Origin of the sequence: Pseudomonas sp. NPDC089734 (genome assembly GCF_044748865.1) — a bacterium.
Lineage (GTDB): Bacteria > Pseudomonadota > Gammaproteobacteria > Pseudomonadales > Pseudomonadaceae > Aquipseudomonas.
On the sequence record NZ_JBIVGV010000011.1, the window covers coordinates 157,824 to 173,599 of the forward strand.

A 15,776-nucleotide genomic window follows, 5' to 3' on the forward strand; every position below is an offset into this window, starting at 1 on the left:
TGCGATCAGTACAACCCCACTACCTGAGCCTGGACCGGTGGCAATCGACCGCTGCGCCAGTATTTAGCCTGATAACCGAGAGAACCGAACCATGAAGAAGTGGCAATGCATCGTCTGCGGCCTGATCTACAACGAGGCCGATGGCTGGCCGGATGACGGTATTGCGCCAGGCACCCGCTGGGAAGATGTGCCGGAAGACTGGCTCTGCCCGGATTGCGGTGTCGGCAAGATCGACTTTGAAATGATTGAAATCGCCTGAGTACGGGCACACCAAGGAGTTGTCATGAGCGCACCTGTCGTCATCATCGGTACCGGCCTGGCGGGGTATAACCTGGCCCGCGAGTTTCGCAAGCTGGACAGCGAAACACCGCTGCTGCTGATCACGGCTGACGATGGGCGCTCCTACTCCAAACCCATGCTGTCTACCGGTTTTGGCAAGAACAAGGACGCCGATGAGCTGTGCATGGCGCAGCCCGGAGCCATGGCCGAACAGCTCAAGGCGCAAGTGTGGACACATACGCGTGTCAAAGGTATCGACCCTGGCCACAAACGGTTGTGGATAGGTGACGAGGCTGTGTATTACCGCGATCTGGTGCTGGCCTGGGGAGCGGAAACGATCCGTGTACCGATCGAAGGAGATGCCGGGGACGCGGTTTTCCCGATCAACGACCTTGAAGACTATGCCCGCTTCAGGGCAGCAGCGGCAGGCAAGCACCGGGTATTGATCCTGGGGGCCGGCCTGATCGGTTGCGAGTTTGCCAACGATCTGATTCTGGGCGGCTATGAGGTGGATCTGGTTGCGCCCTGCGAGCAGGTCATGCCGACGCTTCTGCACCCGGCCGCTGCGGCGGCGGTAAAGGCCGGGCTTGAAGGCATCGGGGCACGTTTTCATCTCGGGCCGGTCCTGACACGCTTGCAGCGTCATGGGCAGGGCCTCGAAGCGCATTTGTCCGACGGAACGGTGATTGACTGCGATCTGGTCGTTTCGGCCATCGGCCTGCGTCCACGCGTCGATCTGGCCGCCGCTGCGGGCTTGCAGACCGGACGGGGCGTGGTGGTTGACCGTTACCTGCAAACCAGCCACGCCAATATCCATGCTCTGGGCGACTGTGCAGAAGTCGATGGCCTGAATCTGCTCTATGTCATGCCATTGATGAGCAGTGCCCGGGCTCTGGCCCAGACGCTGGCGGGAACGCCAACCGCTGTCCGGTATGGCCCGATGCCCATTACCGTCAAGACACCGGTCTGCCCGTTGGTGGTTTCGCCTGTACCCCGTGGTCTGGAGGGGGAGTGGCGTGTCGAAGGGCAGGGGGCCGATATCAAAGCCATGTGCCATGACGCTGAAGGTCAACTGCTGGGCTACGCCCTGACGGGTGCCGCCGTGATGGAAAGGCTGGCCTTGAACAAGGCTTTGCCTGCCTTACTGGCCTGAATATTCGTCGTTTTGTCGGATAGGTTGCTTTTTTCGCCTTATAAACATGGCGTATGTACTGGCGCGTGTCTCGTTGGCATGCCATTCTCGTTCTCGTCTGCCGCTACGTAGAGCCGTTGCGGCACCTTGTTGCTGCTTCGCATAAGCAGTACGGCACATAAAAACAAAAAACCGTAAAGAGGCTTCATACATGCGTAAACCAGATATTGCAGCCGCCATTGCTGAAAAGGCTGATCTCACCAAAGAGCAATCCAACCGCGTCCTCAATGCCATTCTTGAAGAAATCACCGGCGCACTGCACCGCAAGGACAGTGTGACACTGGTTGGCTTCGGTACATTCGTACAACGTCATCGTGGTGCCCGTACCGGCAAGAACCCGCAAACGGGAGAGCCGGTCAAGATCAAGGCCAGTAACACCGTTGCCTTCAAGCCCGGGAAAGCGCTTAAAGACAGCGTCAATCCATAACGCTCACTGTGCGCCTTGGCGGGAGGCGGGCAGTCACCGAAACGGGCACACCCATTGAATGGGGTGCCCGTTTTTTTGTGCATGAACCCAGGATATGGCCGTATGAATGGTTTTCTGGTTGCTCTCGCTGCTTTTGATTTGAAATAAGAAATTTCCTACCTGAGAGGGTTATTTCTCTTCGTTTCGTTCGGACGCTACTGACTTTTTCCTCGGGCTCATTTCCTTAAAGTGCCGCTCCGCTGCACCTCATTAAAAAATGATCCCTGGAATTCAAGAATGAAAAAATTATGGATGACTGCTGCCGTTGCAACCCTGATCGCCACCACCAGTGGGTGTGTGAGTTACAACGTGAGCCAGCCGGCTGCACCGCTGGAAGGTGTGGTCAAAACGGATCTCAAGGCTGATGTCAAAGTAGGCGGTGCCATCAGTGGCGAATCGTCGACCAATATTCTGTTCAAGTTCCTGAGCTTCGGTGGCGATAACCGCTTCGCGGATGGTGTGAGCTATGGTGGTGCCAGTGGCGGTGGTGGCCTGTTCCTGCCCGATCCGGTTTCGGCAACCAAGGCCGCTGCGGCGTACAAGGCCGTCAAGTCGTCCGGTGCCGACCTGATCGTCGCGCCACGTTATGAGATCAATGTGCAGGATTACTTCATCTTCAAGAAGGTGAACGTGAAAGTGACGGGTAACCGGGGCAGCATCAACAGCATCCGCTGATTGATTGTCGGGTAAATGCTGTTTGTGCACGGACGGCATTTACCGGCTCATGACTCGATCTCCGCCGAAAAAACACCGTTGTCCTACAGGATTGCACGCTATAACCCGCTACACTGCCTCACCGGTCGCTCTGGCCGGACTGAATTTTCGTTGAGGCAATGTGCATGAAGTTTCGTTTCCTTCTCTGGGTGCTGGGCCTTCTGATGGCTCGGGCCAGCCGTACCAATCCTGCGTTCCAGCAACAGCTTGCCGACAAGGAGCTGACCTTCCAGCTGCAGACCGCCGATGGCAAGGTCGCCCGTCATTTCATCGTCAGTGGCCAGCGCATCCGCAGTGCCGGTGGCGTGGTGGCTGAACCTGCCTTCGCGATTTCATTCCGCGATGCGGCCTTCGGATTTGCCACGATGCAGGCTCAGAACAAGCAACTGGCCTTTATGAAAGGGATTCAGGACAAGGACATCCAGATCAAGGGCAACCCGGCTCTGGTGATGTGGTTTCAGGGGCTGACCAAATACCTGAAGCCGAAAAAGAAGAAGGCCGACTGATTCAAGGCAACTGCAACCCGCCCGCCGCCTTGTGCAGTTCCCGCAAGTGCTCGCTCATCTGCTTGAGGTTGGCTTCGTTGGCGGTAATCTCGCTGGCGCGCTCCGGTTCAAGCAGGGCGCGCACTTCCTTGTCGAGATCTCCGGTCAGGCGCTTCAGTTGTTTCTGGCGCTGGCTGCTTTCCGCTTCAAGCCGCTGCCATTCGCCCGCCTGAGGCAAGCCATAGCCACTGCTGCCCAGTAATTCTGCCGGGCGACTCAGGAAACCACTGCTGGCGAGAATCTCTTGCAGGGTCTTTGAAGCCTGAGACACGCTGCCGTCCTTTTGCTCTCTGGCGCCGAGGTAGCGTTGTTTCACTTCATCCTGGGCCAGCAGCAACTGCCTGCGCAGGCTGGCTTGTTCCAGCAGCAGCATGGCGGCGCTGGTGCGCAGGTCGGCTTTTTCAAACCACTGTCTGCGTTCCCCGGCTGGTAGCAACAGCCAGTCTTCAACGGTGGTCTGCGTGATCGGCAGGCTTTTCTTCAAGACCTCGAACATCGCCTGATAGCGGTCGCGGTAGGAGTCGAAGCGATAACCCAGTCGCAGCGCTTCCCTGGGATCATCCAGCACGCTGGTATCGGCCAGGCCCCGGCCCTTGAGCACTTCCAGCAACCCATTGGGCAGGATGCTGTCCAGCCCGACCAGTTTGGGGTTATGTGTGCCACTGCGCAGCAGCTTGAGGTTTTCCACGGCGCAGTTGTTCGACAGGAAGTAATAGTTGCCGTCGTAGCTCCAGTGCATCTCGGCAGCATGTTGCACCAGCCCTTCTATCTCGGGACGGGACAGTTTGATGGGCACGGAGGCGAGGCTGCGTAATTCGGTCTTGGTGTATTCGTCGATGACCTGCGCCAGCGGGAGCACGAACAGCCGTGACGGGTAGGCTCCCATCAGGCCATCCCAGCTGGAAAGCTGAACGTCGCCCACGAAGGCCCGGTAAGACAGCACCAGGTGCTGATCAAGGTCCAGACGGCAGTCGGGACCGCGCGGTCGCCCCGGTTTGCAGATCACCAGACGCAGCATGCTGTGCCCCCAGCGACTCACCCAGTTCTGGTTGGCTTCGGCCAGCAGGTAGTCAACGGCATAGACCCGTTCCGGGTCGAGCTTGCCCAGTGGTTCGCGGCCGAAATCACTGCCTGCATTCAGGTAGGGAAAGAACGCGGGGCAGTCGTCTTTCTGCGGAGGAGCCCAGCCGAAGTGTTTCTTGTAGTAGGCGTACAGGGCTGGACGGCGGCAGGCATAGGCCGGGTCGAGCAGGAAGTACTCCATGTTCACGGCGACGAATTCGAGCGGGCTGGTGGTTTCGTAGATATCCGGGCTGCGTGCGACCTGACCGTTGTGTTCCTCGCGCTCGCCACGGCGGCCTACGTATTGCGGCCAGCCTGCCAGATCCAGCAGGCGCGGATCGTCGCTGAGGGTGAAGCGGCGTTCGGTTTCGCCACGGCAGCTATCGGGCAGCCCGATGTTGCCAGCCGAGCTGTTCTGGCGTGAGCAGCGGAACAGGAGGGCGCGTTGATCTGTCGACCACAGACGGGCCCGGTCGTAGACGTGAGTCAGTTCGTGCAGAACGGTCGCAAGCATTTCCCGGCGAACAGTGCCGTGCGGGCGTCCTGTCTGTGTGGTGGCTGCCGAACCGTCGGTCAGCGAGGCCAGCAGGCGGGTATTGAGGTAAAGCCTGTAAGGCCCGGCGGCCTGGCCGTAGGCGTTATCCGGCATATCGTCGGACCAGCGCACTTCAACACGCCGGTCCAGCCTCTCGATGAAGCTTGGCGGCAGGGCGCGCATGGCTTCGTCGAGAAGGATCTGGCTGGCGTGTTGTTGTGCGGGGCTGAGGCCGTCGGTCTGCAGCTCAAGCTTCAGGCTGGCAAGAGCATGGGTTCCGACCAGCGACAGTGCGCCGGCAAGCAGCCAGGCGCCAAGACGTCTCACAGGGCGAGAATGGCTTCGGCCAGAGTCTGGTCACTGGCATTGCGTGCTTCAGGCAGGCGGGTGCGCAGGGTATCAAAGGCTGCATCGAGTTGAGCACTGTGAATATCGCCGCTGCTGGCAACATAGCTTGCCGCATCGTCCTTGGCCTGGATGACGACTTTCGAGTCGCGGATCGAGGTGGTGGTATCCGAGGTGAAGTCGATGGAACGACCGAAAGCACGAACGATGATATTGCTCGTGGCCACGACAGTCTGGGCCTGGGCGATGTCTGCCATCAGGAACAGGCCAAGGGTAGCGGCAATCAGCGGGGTACGCATGTAACGTCTCCAGTTACGCAAGAGGTCTAAAGTGACTATTGGACGAGGATTGCTTCTGCCAGTTCAAGGTCGCTGGCATGAAGTTTCAAATGGTTTCTACGCAGGTTGAGCAACGCCGATTCCAGCCTGGCCCCGCGCAGTTCTCCGTCACTGGCAACGAAGGCTGCCGCATCATCCTGAGCGGCCAGTATCAGCTTCCTGTCGAAAGGGGCTGTGGTGACCTGGCTGGTCACGTAGCCGGTGATGACCACCCCCTGTGTCGTGGTATCGAATGCCTGAACCTGGCTGGTCCAGATCAGGCTGGCGATTGGGGCTGCAAACAGAACATGTCGTAAACGCATAGCTTTCAATGACTGGCAAAACGAGGCCCAAGGCTAGCGCAATGCCTGACGCAGAGCTACCCCGGACGAACCGGGGTCTTGGCTCAGATGGCCAGGATGGCCTGGGCCAGTTGCGTATCCGTTGCGTTCATCTGCGGGAATTGCTGACGAATGTGCTGAAAGGCACCTTCGAGTTGTGCGCCGCGAATGTCGCCTTCGCTGGCTACAAAACTGGCAGCTTCGTCACGGGCAGCCCGCACGATCTTGTCGTCCCGCAGCGAGGACGACGCATCGGAGGTGGCCTCACTGGAGGCGGCGGCAGCGCCCACGACGGCGTCGGTGGTGACGATGAAGCTGGTTGCGTTGGCACTGGCAGCCGCTGCCAGCAGCGTGGCTGCGGCCAGGGTACGAAACAGGGTCATGGTGAAATTCCAAGGGTGACAGATTGGGCGCTAGCCTATCGCAGCCGTGCGACGCTTGCCATTGAAGTGTTCTGCTCACGGAGACTTCAGCATTAAAGAAAACAGAACAATTGTACTGGTATGTTTTTGTATTTTTGTAACTGTACCTGTTTTGGTTATTTCAGGCGTAAACGACAAGGCCCGTCTCAGTTGCCTGAGACGGGCCTTGTGTTAAGCAATTCGGGGTGCTGGTGAGAGGCCGGTGGGGCCTGGGACCAGCAGGCGCTCAAGTTAGCGCCAGAACGGCTTGCTCAGCTCTTCGTAACGCTGTGCTTCGCTGATACCTGCGTCGGCGAGGAGGCGTGCATCCAGACGAGCCAGTTGATGACGGCTGGAGAGGCGACGCTGCCAGAGCATCAGGTTGGCGAATACGCGCAGAGGCCATGCAGCTTTTGCAGTGTTAACGGTGCTTTCGTTGAACAGGTCGGAACTGACTGTACGTTCCATGATGTGACTTCCTTCCGCTTGTGGCGGGTTTAGAGAGTGGCTTGACTGGTGCCTATCTTCCTCTCAGTCGGTCCATATCTACAGACACAGTTCATTTGTATTGTGATGGTTCAGTTAACTGTTTATAGGCACTGTTTTGTTCGGAAATGGGGCAACTGTACTGGTATGCACTTGAGTGGTGCATTTTGTGATCCGTTCTGGTGAATTTTGCTGTTTTCAGCCTGTTTTCGACCGGTACAGAAGTACAGTTTCTTTCGGATGGCTGGGGTTGGCTTAAAAGGTGAGCAAAGAAATCCCTTGCTCACCTTCAACTGTGTTTATCGGGCAGGCAGCATGCGGCCTGTCTCTTCCAGGTTGATGTGCCAACTTAGTGCTTCGCGCAGGATATGAGGCGTGTGGCCACCAATGGCGCATGCCGCGGTGAAGTAGTCATTCAGCGCCTCCCGATAGTCGGGATGCACACAGTTGTCGATGATGACCCTGGCCCGTTCGCGGGGGGCCAGACCGCGCAGGTCGGCCAGGCCTTGTTCGGTGACCAGGATGTCCACATCGTGCTCGGTGTGGTCGACATGGCTCACCATGGGCACCACGCTGGAAATCGAACCGCCCTTGGCAATGGACTTGGTCACGAAGATGGCCAGGTGGGCGTTGCGCGAGAAATCACCGGAGCCCCCGATACCGTTCATCATTTTGGTACCGCACACGTGGGTGGAGTTCACGTTGCCGTACAGGTCAAATTCCAGCGCGGTGTTGATACCGATGATGCCGAGACGGCGGATGACTTCAGGGTGGTTGGAGATTTCCTGCGGGCGTAGCACCAGACGCGACTTGTAGCGGCTGAAGTCCGAGAACACCTGTTCATGTTTGGCCGCCGACAGGGTCATGGAGCTGCCCGAAGCGAAGCTCAGTTTTCCGGCGTCGAACAGGTCGAAGGTCGAGTCCTGGAGAACTTCGGAATACATGGTCATGTCATGGAACGGAGAGTCCAGCAGACCATGCATGACAGCGTTGGCGATGGTGCCGATGCCGGCCTGCAGAGGCATCAGCTTGTTGGTCAGCCGCTCTTCGCGCACTTCTTTCTTGAAGAACTCCACCAGATGATTGGCGATAGCCTGGGTTTCCGCGTCGGGCGGAAGCACAGTGGAAGGCGAGTCGGCCTGCTCGCTGATGACGATGCCGACGATTTTCGCCGGGTCGATCTTGACCGCGTTGCTGCCGATGCGTGAGTCGGCTTCCAGAACCGGGATCGGCAGGCGGGTCGGGCGGTAGCTGGGGATATAGACGTCGTGCAGGCCCTCCAGCTCCAGAGGCTGGGACAGGTTGATTTCCACGATGACTTGCTTGGCCAGAATCGCGAAGCTGGCGGAGTTACCCACGGATGTACTCAGGACCAGATGGCCTTCTTCGGTAATGGCCACGCATTCGATGACAGCCAGGTCGACTGCCTTGATCTGGCGGTTACGCAACTGTTCGACGGTATCGGACAGATGCTGGTCGATGAACATGACCGTGCCGTTGTTGATGGCCTTGCGCAGCGTGTTATCGACCTGGAAAGGCATGCGGCGCGACAGAACGCCGGCTTCGGTCAATTGTTTGTCCAGGTCGTTGCCCAGGCTGGCACCGGTCATCAGGCTGATCTTGAGGGGCGACAGCCGGGCGCGTTCGGCCAATGCATGAGGAACGGCCTTGGCTTCACCTGCACGGGTAAAGCCACTCATGCCGACGGTCATGCCGTCTTCAATCAAGGCAGCGGCATCTGCTGCACTCATTACCTTGCTCATCAAAGAAGGCAGGCGGATACGGTCACGGTACATGGATTCTTGTCTCGAAGGGTGGAAGCGAGGATCAAGTCTAGAGACTTGGGGATTTTCCGTCCCGCTACCAAGGTCGCATTTGAGGGCTCTAATTAGGGGCTTTCAAGGCAAAATACTGTTACGCAAAATGCAAAAAAGCCCCAGGCGCCGAGCGCGCTGGGGCTTTTCTGGTGCAGGCTCAGGCTAAGCGTTTTCCACAGCCTTAACCATGTCCTCGATCACCTTTTTGGCGTCTCCGAACACCATCATGGTTTTATCCAGATAGAACAGTTCGTTGTCCAGACCGGCATAGCCGCTGGCCATAGAGCGCTTGTTGACGATGATCGTCTTGGCTTTGAAGGCCTCAAGAATAGGCATCCCGGCGATCGGCGACTTCGGATCGTTCTTGGCGGCAGGGTTGACCACGTCGTTGGCACCCAGCACCAGCACCACATCGGCCTGACCGAATTCGGAGTTGATGTCTTCCATCTCGAACACCTGGTCATAAGGCACTTCTGCCTCGGCCAGCAGCACGTTCATATGCCCGGGCATGCGTCCGGCAACCGGGTGAATGGCGTATTTCACCGTGACACCGTGATGGATCAGCTTTTCCGTCAGTTCCTTGAGGGCATGCTGTGCACGGGCGACTGCCAGACCATAGCCGGGAACGATGATGACCGTGTCGGCGTTGGTGAGCAGGAAGGTCGCGTCGTCGGCCGAACCGGATTTGACCGGACGTGCTTCTTTTGCGCCCGCCGGGCCGCCGGCATCCGCTGCGCCGCCGAAACCGCCGCCGATCACGTTGAAGAACGAACGGTTCATGGCCTTGCACATGATGTAGGACAGAATCGCACCTGACGAACCCACCAGAGAACCGGCGATGATCAGCATCGAGTTGTTCAGCGAGAAGCCGATACCGGCCGCCGCCCAGCCGGAATAACTGTTGAGCATCGACACCACGACAGGCATGTCCGCACCACCGATCGGGATGATCAGCAGCACGCCGATCACGAAAGCCAGAGCCAGCATGATGGCAAAGGCTGTCAGGTTGCCGGTGAACATGAACGTCAGGCCAAAGAACAGCGTGGCGAGCCCCAGAATCAGGTTCAGCTTGTGCTGCCCGGCAAACTGTACCGGTGCACCTTGGAACAGACGGAATTTGTACTTGCCCGACAGTTTGCCGAAGGCGATCACCGATCCGGAGAAGGTGATCGCGCCGATGGCTGCACCCAGGAACAGTTCCAGACGGTTACCGGCGGGGATGGCATCGCCCATGTTACGGACGATACCCAGAGACTGAGGCTCCACGACGGCCGCAATGGCGATGAACACCGCTGCCAGGCCGATCATGCTGTGCATGAAGGCGACCAGTTCCGGCATTTTGGTCATCTCGACACGCTTGGCCATGATCGACCCCGCCGTGCCGCCGACCAACAGGCCTACAACGATATAGCCGATGCCTGCGCTGGTGCCTTCGACGGTCGAAAGCGCCGCCAGCTTGAAGACCAGACCCACCGTGGTAATCACGGCCAGGCCCATGCCCAGCATGCCGAACAGGTTGCCGCGACGGGAGGTTGTCGGGTGAGACAATCCTTTGAGTGCCTGAATGAAACAGACCGAAGCGATCAGATAAAGCAGAGTAACCAGATTCATGCTCATTACTGCTGCGCCTCGTCTTTTGCCTTGGGTGCTTTCTTCTTGAACATTTCCAGCATGCGGCGGGTGACCAGAAAACCACCGAACACATTCACGGCGGCCAGGGCGACGGCCAGGGTGCCCATGATCTTGCCCAGTGGCGTCACGGTAAGGGCGGCGGCGAGCATGGCACCGACGATCACGATGGCGGAGATCGCGTTGGTCACGGCCATCAGGGGCGTGTGCAGGGCAGGTGTCACGTTCCAGACCACGTGGTAACCGACATAGATCGCCAGTACAAAAATGATCAGGTTATAGATACCGGGGGAGATCAACTCTTCCATTGTCCTTGTCCTCAGGCGTTCTTGCGAATGACCTGGCCGTCGCGGCACATCAGGCACGCGGCGACGATGTCGTCTTCGAGGTTGATCTGTAGCTGGCCGTCCTTGTCGAACAGCAGCTTCATGAAGTCCAGCAGGTTGCGTGCATAGAGCGCCGAGGCATCGGCCGCGACCAGTGCCGGCAGGTTGGTATGGCCGACGATGGTCACGCCATGTTCGACCACAACCTGATCGGCTACGGTCAACGGGCAGTTGCCGCCTTGAGCCGCCGCCAGGTCGATCACGACCGAGCCGGGCTTCATCTGGGCCACGGTTTCGGCACTGAGCAATACCGGAGCCTTGCGGCCGGGGATCAATGCCGTCGTGATGACGATGTCTGACAGTTTGGCGCGCTCATGGACGGCGACCGCCTGACGCTGCATCCAGCTTGCCGGCATCGGGCGTGCGTAGCCGCCAACGCCTTCGGCGCATTCACGTTCTTCATCGGTTTCGTAAGGGACATCGATGAATTTGGCACCCAGGGATTCGATCTGCTCTTTTACGGCAGGGCGTACGTCCGAGGCCTCGACGACTGCGCCCAGTCGCTTGGCGGTAGCGATAGCCTGCAAACCGGCCACCCCTGCGCCAAGAATCAGCACGCGGGCCGCTTTCACGGTTCCGGCAGCAGTCATCAGCATGGGCATGAAGCGCGGGTAATGATGCGCCGCCAGCAGCACGGACTTGTAGCCAGCGATGTTGGCCTGGGAAGACAGCACGTCGAGGCTCTGGGCACGGGAGGTGCGCGGAGCGGCTTCAAGGGCGAAAGCGGTGATGCCGCGTTCAGCCAGCCTGGCGATGGTCTCGTTATTGAACGGGTTCAGCATTCCGATAACGATCGCACCGCTCTTTATCAGAGGCAGTTCGCTGTCGTTGGGAGCCGTGACCTTGAGGATCAGGTCGGCGGAAAACGCCTCATCTGCTCCGGCAATGGTGGCTCCAGCGGCTTCATAGGCGCTGTCCGGCACACTGGCAAGGATGCCGGCTCCGCTCTGGACAGTGATTCTGTGGCCTTGGCTGATCAGCTTTTTAATGGTTTCCGGGGTTGCAGCGACCCGTGTTTCACCCGTTTGGGTTTCAAGAGGAACACCAATGTGCACGACAAATCTCCTGCGTGATCTCTTTATCTTCATAAATAGGCCAGCGCACTACGGCTGGTGCGTCTGGGATGGCCGATCAGCATGTCCCCAAAGCCCGGTGGCCATGGGGGGCGGAGCATTTTGCAGGCGAAGTATGGACGCTTCAATACATTCTGTAATGAGACTATAAATTAACTACAAGTCATCCTGTGACCTATTGTCGCAAGCAATCGCTGTAAGCCTTGTTTTACAAGGCCTGTAAGGGATTCCATTTTGACTGTGTGGAAATGATGTTTTTTTGAAGGATTGCCCGGTCTTTCTGTTAAATCAGCGGAAAGGCACGTAAATAAAGAGGTTGGGCTGATTTTGTCATTTTCGCTGATGAGTTCTCAGAAGCGACAAAATCTTATATCTGTAGGGTTTTTTAATAGGTCACTACTTAAATTTCCCGGCTTTCAACTCGTCTCTGGCGGCAATCGGTAGCCCTGTGCCTGTACGATCAGCCAGTCTCGGAAGGCTCGAAGTGAGGCTGACTCGATTTTTCGTTCTGGAATCATCAAGTGGTAGGCCTTGATGCTGGGCAGAGCGAAAGTATTGGCGATGATCAGCCGTCTTTCCTGCAACTCGCGCTGAATCAGGAAAGGTGGAATCAGAGCAATCCCCATTTCATGCATGGCCGCTTGCGCAAGCATGGAGAATAGCTCGTACCGAGGGCCTGTCATGTCGCGTGCGACAGTCAGTTCCTGGGCGTTGAACCATTGTCGCCAGGCATAAGGGCGAGTGGTCTGTTGCAGCAATGGCAGGCTGGCGATATCCCGGGCTTCCAGACGCTCTTTGCCCTCCATCAGTGCGGGGCTGCAGATCGGCATCGGGTTCTCGCCCATCAAGCGATAGGCCTCGGTGCCGGGCCAGTCGGCATCGCCGAAATAGATCGCTGCATCGAAATCCGTGTCGGCAAACAGGAAGGGGCGAGTACGGTTGGTGAGGTTGACCGTGACTTCCGGGTGTTGCTGCTGAAAGTCCTTGAGGCGGGGGAGCAGCCACTGCGTGCCGAAGGTCGGGACAACCGCCAGTTCAATCACGTTGGCCCCTTGCTGGCCCATGATCGACAGTGTGTCGCGTTCAACGGCATCAAGCTGCGTCGCTACACGGCGGCTGTAGGACAGACCTGCTTCTGTCAGCTTTACACCGCGTCTTGAGCGTCGGAACAGTTCGACGCTCAGGAACTCTTCCAGGCTTCCGATCTGTCGGCAGATGGCGCTTTGTGTCAGGGAAAGCTCATGAGCCGCCTTGGTAAAGCTTTCATGGCGAGCGGCAGACTCGAAGCTGATGAGAGCGGCCGTGCTGGGGATTTTTCGCCTCATATACATAAGCCTCACTCATTATTCGTATGAGCAACTGTTTGGTGGATTTCGGAGTGAGAAATTAGCACAAGAGGTTGAGTAATCGTCGTTTGTCGCAACCCGGAGGCGGGTCTAGGATCACTCCATAACATTTGCGAAATACGCGAGGGGTGAGTCATGGGTGCCAAGGCAAGTTTTAACTGGATCGATCCACTGTTGCTGGATCAGCAGCTCACCGAAGAGGAGCGCATGGTTCGCGACAGTGCCGAGCGCTTTGCCCAGAGCAAGCTTGCCCCTCGTGTTCTGGAAGCCTTTCGTCATGAGCGGACGGATCCGGCCATCTTTCGTGAGATGGGCGAGGTGGGCCTTCTGGGGGCGACCATTCCTGAAGCGTACGGTGGCAGTGGCTTGAATTACGTGTGCTATGGATTGATTGCACGGGAAGTCGAACGTATCGACTCGGGCTATCGCTCGATGATGAGCGTCCAGTCTTCGCTGGTGATGGTGCCGATCAATGAGTTCGGTACTGAGGCTCAAAAGCAGAAGTACCTGCCAAAGCTGGCATCGGGTGAATGGATCGGTTGTTTCGGCCTGACGGAGCCGGATCATGGCTCTGACCCCGGTGCCATGGCCACCCGAGCCCGTAAGGTCGAGGGCGGTTATCGCCTGACAGGCAGCAAGATGTGGATCACCAACAGCCCCATTGCCGATGTGTTTGTGGTCTGGGGTAAAGATGATGAAGGCGATATCCGCGGTTTTGTACTGGAGAAGGGCTGGGACGGACTGAGTGCGCCGGCGATTCATGGCAAGGTCGGTTTGCGTGCTTCCATTACCGGCGAGATCGTGATGGATAACGTCTTCGTGCCGGAGGAAAACATCTTCCCGGATGTGCGCGGTCTCAAGGGGCCTTTTACCTGCCTGAACTCCGCTCGCTACGGCATCTCCTGGGGGGCTCTGGGGGCCGCAGAATTCTGTTGGCACACGGCGCGGCAATACACGCTGGACCGCCAGCAGTTCGGCCGTCCGCTGGCAGCCAATCAGTTGATCCAGAAAAAGCTCGCGGACATGCAGACAGAAATCACTCTGGCCTTGCAAGGATGTCTGCGGCTGGGGCGAATGAAGGACGAAGGCATTGCTGCTGTGGAAATCACCTCGATCATGAAGCGCAACTCATGTGGCAAGTCGCTGGATATCGCCCGTATGGCTCGCGACATGCTGGGTGGCAACGGCATCTCCGACGAGTTTGGAATCGCTCGCCACTTGGTCAACCTGGAAGTCGTGAACACCTATGAAGGAACGCATGATGTGCATGCCTTGATCCTGGGGCGTGCTCAGACCGGTATTCAGGCCTTCTATTAAGGAGTCTGCGATGGGCGCGCTTTCGCATATTCGGGTGCTGGACCTGTCGCGGGTTCTGGCGGGGCCGTGGGCGGGACAGATCCTTGCCGACCTGGGGGCGGACGTCATAAAGGTCGAGCGTCCGGGTTGTGGCGACGATACGCGGTCATGGGGGCCGCCCTTTCTGAAAGACCCCTTGGGGGAGAATACTTCCGAAGCGGCCTATTACCTCTCTGCCAACCGGAACAAGCAATCCATCACCATCGACTTCACTCGGCCCGAGGGGCAGGCGCTGGTGCGCGAGCTGGCTAGCCGCTCCGATATCGTGATCGAAAACTTCAAGGTGGGTGGGCTGGCGGCCTATGGTCTGGATTACGACACGCTCAAGGCCATCAATCCACGATTGATCTATTGCTCCATCACGGGCTTCGGGCAGAGCGGGCCTTATGCCGGGCGTGCGGGTTACGACTTCATGATTCAGGGGCTTGGCGGGCTGATGAGTCTTACGGGGCGTTCTGAACATGAGGAGGGCGCCGGGCCTGTAAAGGTGGGCGTTGCGCTGACGGATATTATGACGGGGCTGTACGCGTCCACGGCAATATTGGCGGCATTGGCCCATCGGGATCAAAGCGGGGTCGGGCAATACATCGATATGGCTTTACTGGATGTGCAGGTGGCATGCCTGGCCAATCAGGCGATGAACTACCTGACGACAGGTGTTGCGCCGCGTCGATTGGGTAATGCACATCCCAATATCGTGCCTTATCAGGATTTCCCGACGGCTGATGGCGACTTCATTCTTACGGTCGGTAACGACAGTCAGTTCAGGAAGTTTGCCGAAGTGGCCGGGCAGGCGCAGTGGGCCGATGACCCTCGCTTCCTGACGAATAAGCTGCGAGTGGTCAATCGTGCCGAACTGATTCCGTTGATCCGTCAGGTAACGGTCTTCAAGACAACGGCTCAATGGGTCGATGCGCTTGAGGCGGCCGGTGTGCCGTGTGGGCCTATCAATGACCTGGCACAGGTATTCGCAGATCCACAGGTACAGGCGCGGGGGTTGGCTATAGCGCTGCCGCATGTTCTGGGCGGTAGCGTGGCACAAGTGGCCAGCCCTATCCGGTTGTCTGAGACCCCGGTCGAGTACCGGCGCGCGCCTCCTTTATTAGGGGAGCATACCGAGACGATCTTGCAGGACGTTCTGGGGCTTAAGGCTGAAGAGGTCCTGGTGTTGCGTGAGGCGGGTGTGCTCTAGCTATAAATAAAGAGCAGAGGGCTTCGTCTATATAAGCAGAGAAAGGGCCCGAGACATCAATTTTAACGAAATTGAAATTAAGTGTTGACGGGCGATTTAATGTCTCTATAATTCGCCCCACTTCTGGCGCAGACGGATCTGAAAAAGCCTTGTAAATCAATGATTTATAAGTGTTTTTGACGGTAGGCTTCGCAGAAGGGCTTCGGTCGCGGTTGGGTCGAAAGCGGTTCGAGAAAAGGGTTTGACAGCGTCTCGCGATGCTGTAGAATTCGCCTCCCGCTGACGAGCAACAGG

Annotated in this window: 17 protein-coding genes; 7 read left to right on the forward strand and 10 right to left on the reverse strand. The window is 57.9% G+C overall.

The window, feature by feature from the left end:
- The first annotated feature begins 91 nt into the window (after window positions 1-91).
- From ACIPY9_RS15740 to ACIPY9_RS15760, 5 genes are all read left to right on the forward strand, one after another.
- Window positions 92-259 carry a rubredoxin gene (locus tag ACIPY9_RS15740; protein WP_198727897.1) on the forward strand — a complete coding sequence of 56 codons (168 nt, stop codon included), beginning with the start codon at window positions 92-94 and terminating at the stop codon, window positions 257-259.
- Window positions 260-283: 24 nt separating this feature from the next.
- Window positions 284-1,432 carry an NAD(P)/FAD-dependent oxidoreductase gene (locus ACIPY9_RS15745; protein WP_400702958.1) on the forward strand — a complete coding sequence of 383 codons (1,149 nt, stop codon included), beginning with the start codon at window positions 284-286 and terminating at the stop codon, window positions 1,430-1,432.
- A gap of 190 nt (window positions 1,433-1,622) precedes the next feature.
- Complete coding sequence (locus ACIPY9_RS15750) at window positions 1,623-1,898, forward strand: HU family DNA-binding protein (protein ID WP_400702961.1); 276 nt, start codon at window positions 1,623-1,625, stop codon at window positions 1,896-1,898.
- Window positions 1,899-2,174: 276 nt separating this feature from the next.
- The gene (locus ACIPY9_RS15755) at window positions 2,175-2,612 is read left to right on the forward strand and encodes a hypothetical protein (RefSeq protein ID WP_400702964.1); all 438 of its coding nucleotides are present in this window, start codon (window positions 2,175-2,177) and stop codon (window positions 2,610-2,612) included.
- 164 nt (window positions 2,613-2,776) lie between these two features.
- On the forward strand, window positions 2,777-3,157 hold the full coding sequence (locus ACIPY9_RS15760; protein ID WP_400702967.1) for an SCP2 sterol-binding domain-containing protein: 381 nt from the start codon (window positions 2,777-2,779) through the stop codon (window positions 3,155-3,157).
- A gap of 1 nt (window position 3,158) precedes the next feature.
- Here ACIPY9_RS15760 and ACIPY9_RS15765 read toward each other — a convergent pair whose 3' ends face one another.
- The 10 genes from ACIPY9_RS15765 to ACIPY9_RS15810 all read right to left on the reverse strand — a co-directional run bounded on the left by ACIPY9_RS15765 (window position 3,159) and on the right by ACIPY9_RS15810 (window position 12,913).
- On the reverse strand, window positions 3,159-5,120 hold the full coding sequence (locus ACIPY9_RS15765) for a DUF4105 domain-containing protein (RefSeq protein ID WP_400702970.1): 1,962 nt from the start codon (window positions 5,118-5,120) through the stop codon (window positions 3,159-3,161).
- The gene (locus tag ACIPY9_RS15770; RefSeq protein WP_400702973.1) at window positions 5,117-5,437 is read right to left on the reverse strand and encodes a DUF2388 domain-containing protein; all 321 of its coding nucleotides are present in this window, start codon (window positions 5,435-5,437) and stop codon (window positions 5,117-5,119) included. Before ACIPY9_RS15770 ends, ACIPY9_RS15765 begins: the two co-directional genes overlap by 4 nt.
- A gap of 35 nt (window positions 5,438-5,472) precedes the next feature.
- Window positions 5,473-5,778 carry a DUF2388 domain-containing protein gene (locus tag ACIPY9_RS15775; protein WP_400702976.1) on the reverse strand — a complete coding sequence of 102 codons (306 nt, stop codon included), beginning with the start codon at window positions 5,776-5,778 and terminating at the stop codon, window positions 5,473-5,475.
- Between the two features lie 83 nt (window positions 5,779-5,861).
- Window positions 5,862-6,179 (reverse strand): DUF2388 domain-containing protein, encoded by a 318-nt coding sequence (locus ACIPY9_RS15780; RefSeq protein ID WP_400702979.1) that lies wholly within the window; start codon window positions 6,177-6,179, stop codon window positions 5,862-5,864.
- Window positions 6,180-6,449: 270 nt separating this feature from the next.
- Window positions 6,450-6,665 carry a DUF1127 domain-containing protein gene (locus ACIPY9_RS15785; protein WP_400702982.1) on the reverse strand — a complete coding sequence of 72 codons (216 nt, stop codon included), beginning with the start codon at window positions 6,663-6,665 and terminating at the stop codon, window positions 6,450-6,452.
- Window positions 6,666-6,982: 317 nt separating this feature from the next.
- Window positions 6,983-8,479 (reverse strand): acetyl-CoA hydrolase/transferase family protein, encoded by a 1,497-nt coding sequence (locus tag ACIPY9_RS15790; protein ID WP_400702985.1) that lies wholly within the window; start codon window positions 8,477-8,479, stop codon window positions 6,983-6,985.
- Between the two features lie 183 nt (window positions 8,480-8,662).
- Window positions 8,663-10,117 (reverse strand): NAD(P)(+) transhydrogenase (Re/Si-specific) subunit beta, encoded by a 1,455-nt coding sequence (locus tag ACIPY9_RS15795; RefSeq protein ID WP_400702988.1) that lies wholly within the window; start codon window positions 10,115-10,117, stop codon window positions 8,663-8,665.
- Window positions 10,117-10,437 (reverse strand): NAD(P) transhydrogenase subunit alpha, encoded by a 321-nt coding sequence (locus ACIPY9_RS15800; RefSeq protein ID WP_400702991.1) that lies wholly within the window; start codon window positions 10,435-10,437, stop codon window positions 10,117-10,119. Before ACIPY9_RS15800 ends, ACIPY9_RS15795 begins: the two co-directional genes overlap by 1 nt.
- An 11-nt stretch (window positions 10,438-10,448) precedes the next feature.
- Window positions 10,449-11,570, reverse strand: a complete 1,122-nt coding sequence (locus ACIPY9_RS15805) for a Re/Si-specific NAD(P)(+) transhydrogenase subunit alpha (protein ID WP_400702994.1) — start codon at window positions 11,568-11,570, stop codon at window positions 10,449-10,451.
- A 434-nt stretch (window positions 11,571-12,004) separates the two neighbouring features.
- Window positions 12,005-12,913 carry a LysR substrate-binding domain-containing protein gene (locus tag ACIPY9_RS15810; protein ID WP_400702997.1) on the reverse strand — a complete coding sequence of 303 codons (909 nt, stop codon included), beginning with the start codon at window positions 12,911-12,913 and terminating at the stop codon, window positions 12,005-12,007.
- Between the two features lie 156 nt (window positions 12,914-13,069).
- Here ACIPY9_RS15810 and ACIPY9_RS15815 point away from each other — a divergent pair, with 156 nt between their 5' ends.
- Together ACIPY9_RS15815 and ACIPY9_RS15820 are read left to right on the forward strand one after the other, a co-directional pair.
- Window positions 13,070-14,251, forward strand: a complete 1,182-nt coding sequence (locus ACIPY9_RS15815) for an acyl-CoA dehydrogenase (protein WP_400703000.1) — start codon at window positions 13,070-13,072, stop codon at window positions 14,249-14,251.
- A gap of 10 nt (window positions 14,252-14,261) precedes the next feature.
- Window positions 14,262-15,482: a CaiB/BaiF CoA transferase family protein gene (locus ACIPY9_RS15820; protein ID WP_400703003.1), complete on the forward strand. Its 1,221-nt coding sequence runs from the start codon at window positions 14,262-14,264 to the stop codon at window positions 15,480-15,482.
- Window positions 15,483-15,776: the final 294 nt, after the last annotated feature.

What these genes read in the sequence shown, in the direction of transcription:
- ACIPY9_RS15820 (WP_400703003.1), top strand. Translation starts at nt 14,262, where the DNA reads ATGGGCGCGCTTTCGCATATTCGGGTGCTGGACCTGTCGCGGGTTCTG.
- ACIPY9_RS15740 (WP_198727897.1), top strand. Translation starts at nt 92, where the DNA reads ATGAAGAAGTGGCAATGCATCGTCTGCGGCCTGATCTACAACGAGGCC.
- ACIPY9_RS15790 (WP_400702985.1), bottom strand. Translation starts at nt 8,479, where the DNA reads ATGTACCGTGACCGTATCCGCCTGCCTTCTTTGATGAGCAAGGTAATG.
- ACIPY9_RS15810 (WP_400702997.1), bottom strand. Translation starts at nt 12,913, where the DNA reads ATGAGGCGAAAAATCCCCAGCACGGCCGCTCTCATCAGCTTCGAGTCT.
- ACIPY9_RS15755 (WP_400702964.1), top strand. Translation starts at nt 2,175, where the DNA reads ATGAAAAAATTATGGATGACTGCTGCCGTTGCAACCCTGATCGCCACC.
- ACIPY9_RS15775 (WP_400702976.1), bottom strand. Translation starts at nt 5,778, where the DNA reads ATGCGTTTACGACATGTTCTGTTTGCAGCCCCAATCGCCAGCCTGATC.
- ACIPY9_RS15795 (WP_400702988.1), bottom strand. Translation starts at nt 10,117, where the DNA reads ATGAGCATGAATCTGGTTACTCTGCTTTATCTGATCGCTTCGGTCTGT.
- ACIPY9_RS15785 (WP_400702982.1), bottom strand. Translation starts at nt 6,665, where the DNA reads ATGGAACGTACAGTCAGTTCCGACCTGTTCAACGAAAGCACCGTTAAC.
- ACIPY9_RS15770 (WP_400702973.1), bottom strand. Translation starts at nt 5,437, where the DNA reads ATGCGTACCCCGCTGATTGCCGCTACCCTTGGCCTGTTCCTGATGGCA.
- ACIPY9_RS15800 (WP_400702991.1), bottom strand. Translation starts at nt 10,437, where the DNA reads ATGGAAGAGTTGATCTCCCCCGGTATCTATAACCTGATCATTTTTGTA.
- ACIPY9_RS15750 (WP_400702961.1), top strand. Translation starts at nt 1,623, where the DNA reads ATGCGTAAACCAGATATTGCAGCCGCCATTGCTGAAAAGGCTGATCTC.
- ACIPY9_RS15815 (WP_400703000.1), top strand. Translation starts at nt 13,070, where the DNA reads ATGGGTGCCAAGGCAAGTTTTAACTGGATCGATCCACTGTTGCTGGAT.
- ACIPY9_RS15760 (WP_400702967.1), top strand. Translation starts at nt 2,777, where the DNA reads ATGAAGTTTCGTTTCCTTCTCTGGGTGCTGGGCCTTCTGATGGCTCGG.
- ACIPY9_RS15745 (WP_400702958.1), top strand. Translation starts at nt 284, where the DNA reads ATGAGCGCACCTGTCGTCATCATCGGTACCGGCCTGGCGGGGTATAAC.
- ACIPY9_RS15780 (WP_400702979.1), bottom strand. Translation starts at nt 6,179, where the DNA reads ATGACCCTGTTTCGTACCCTGGCCGCAGCCACGCTGCTGGCAGCGGCT.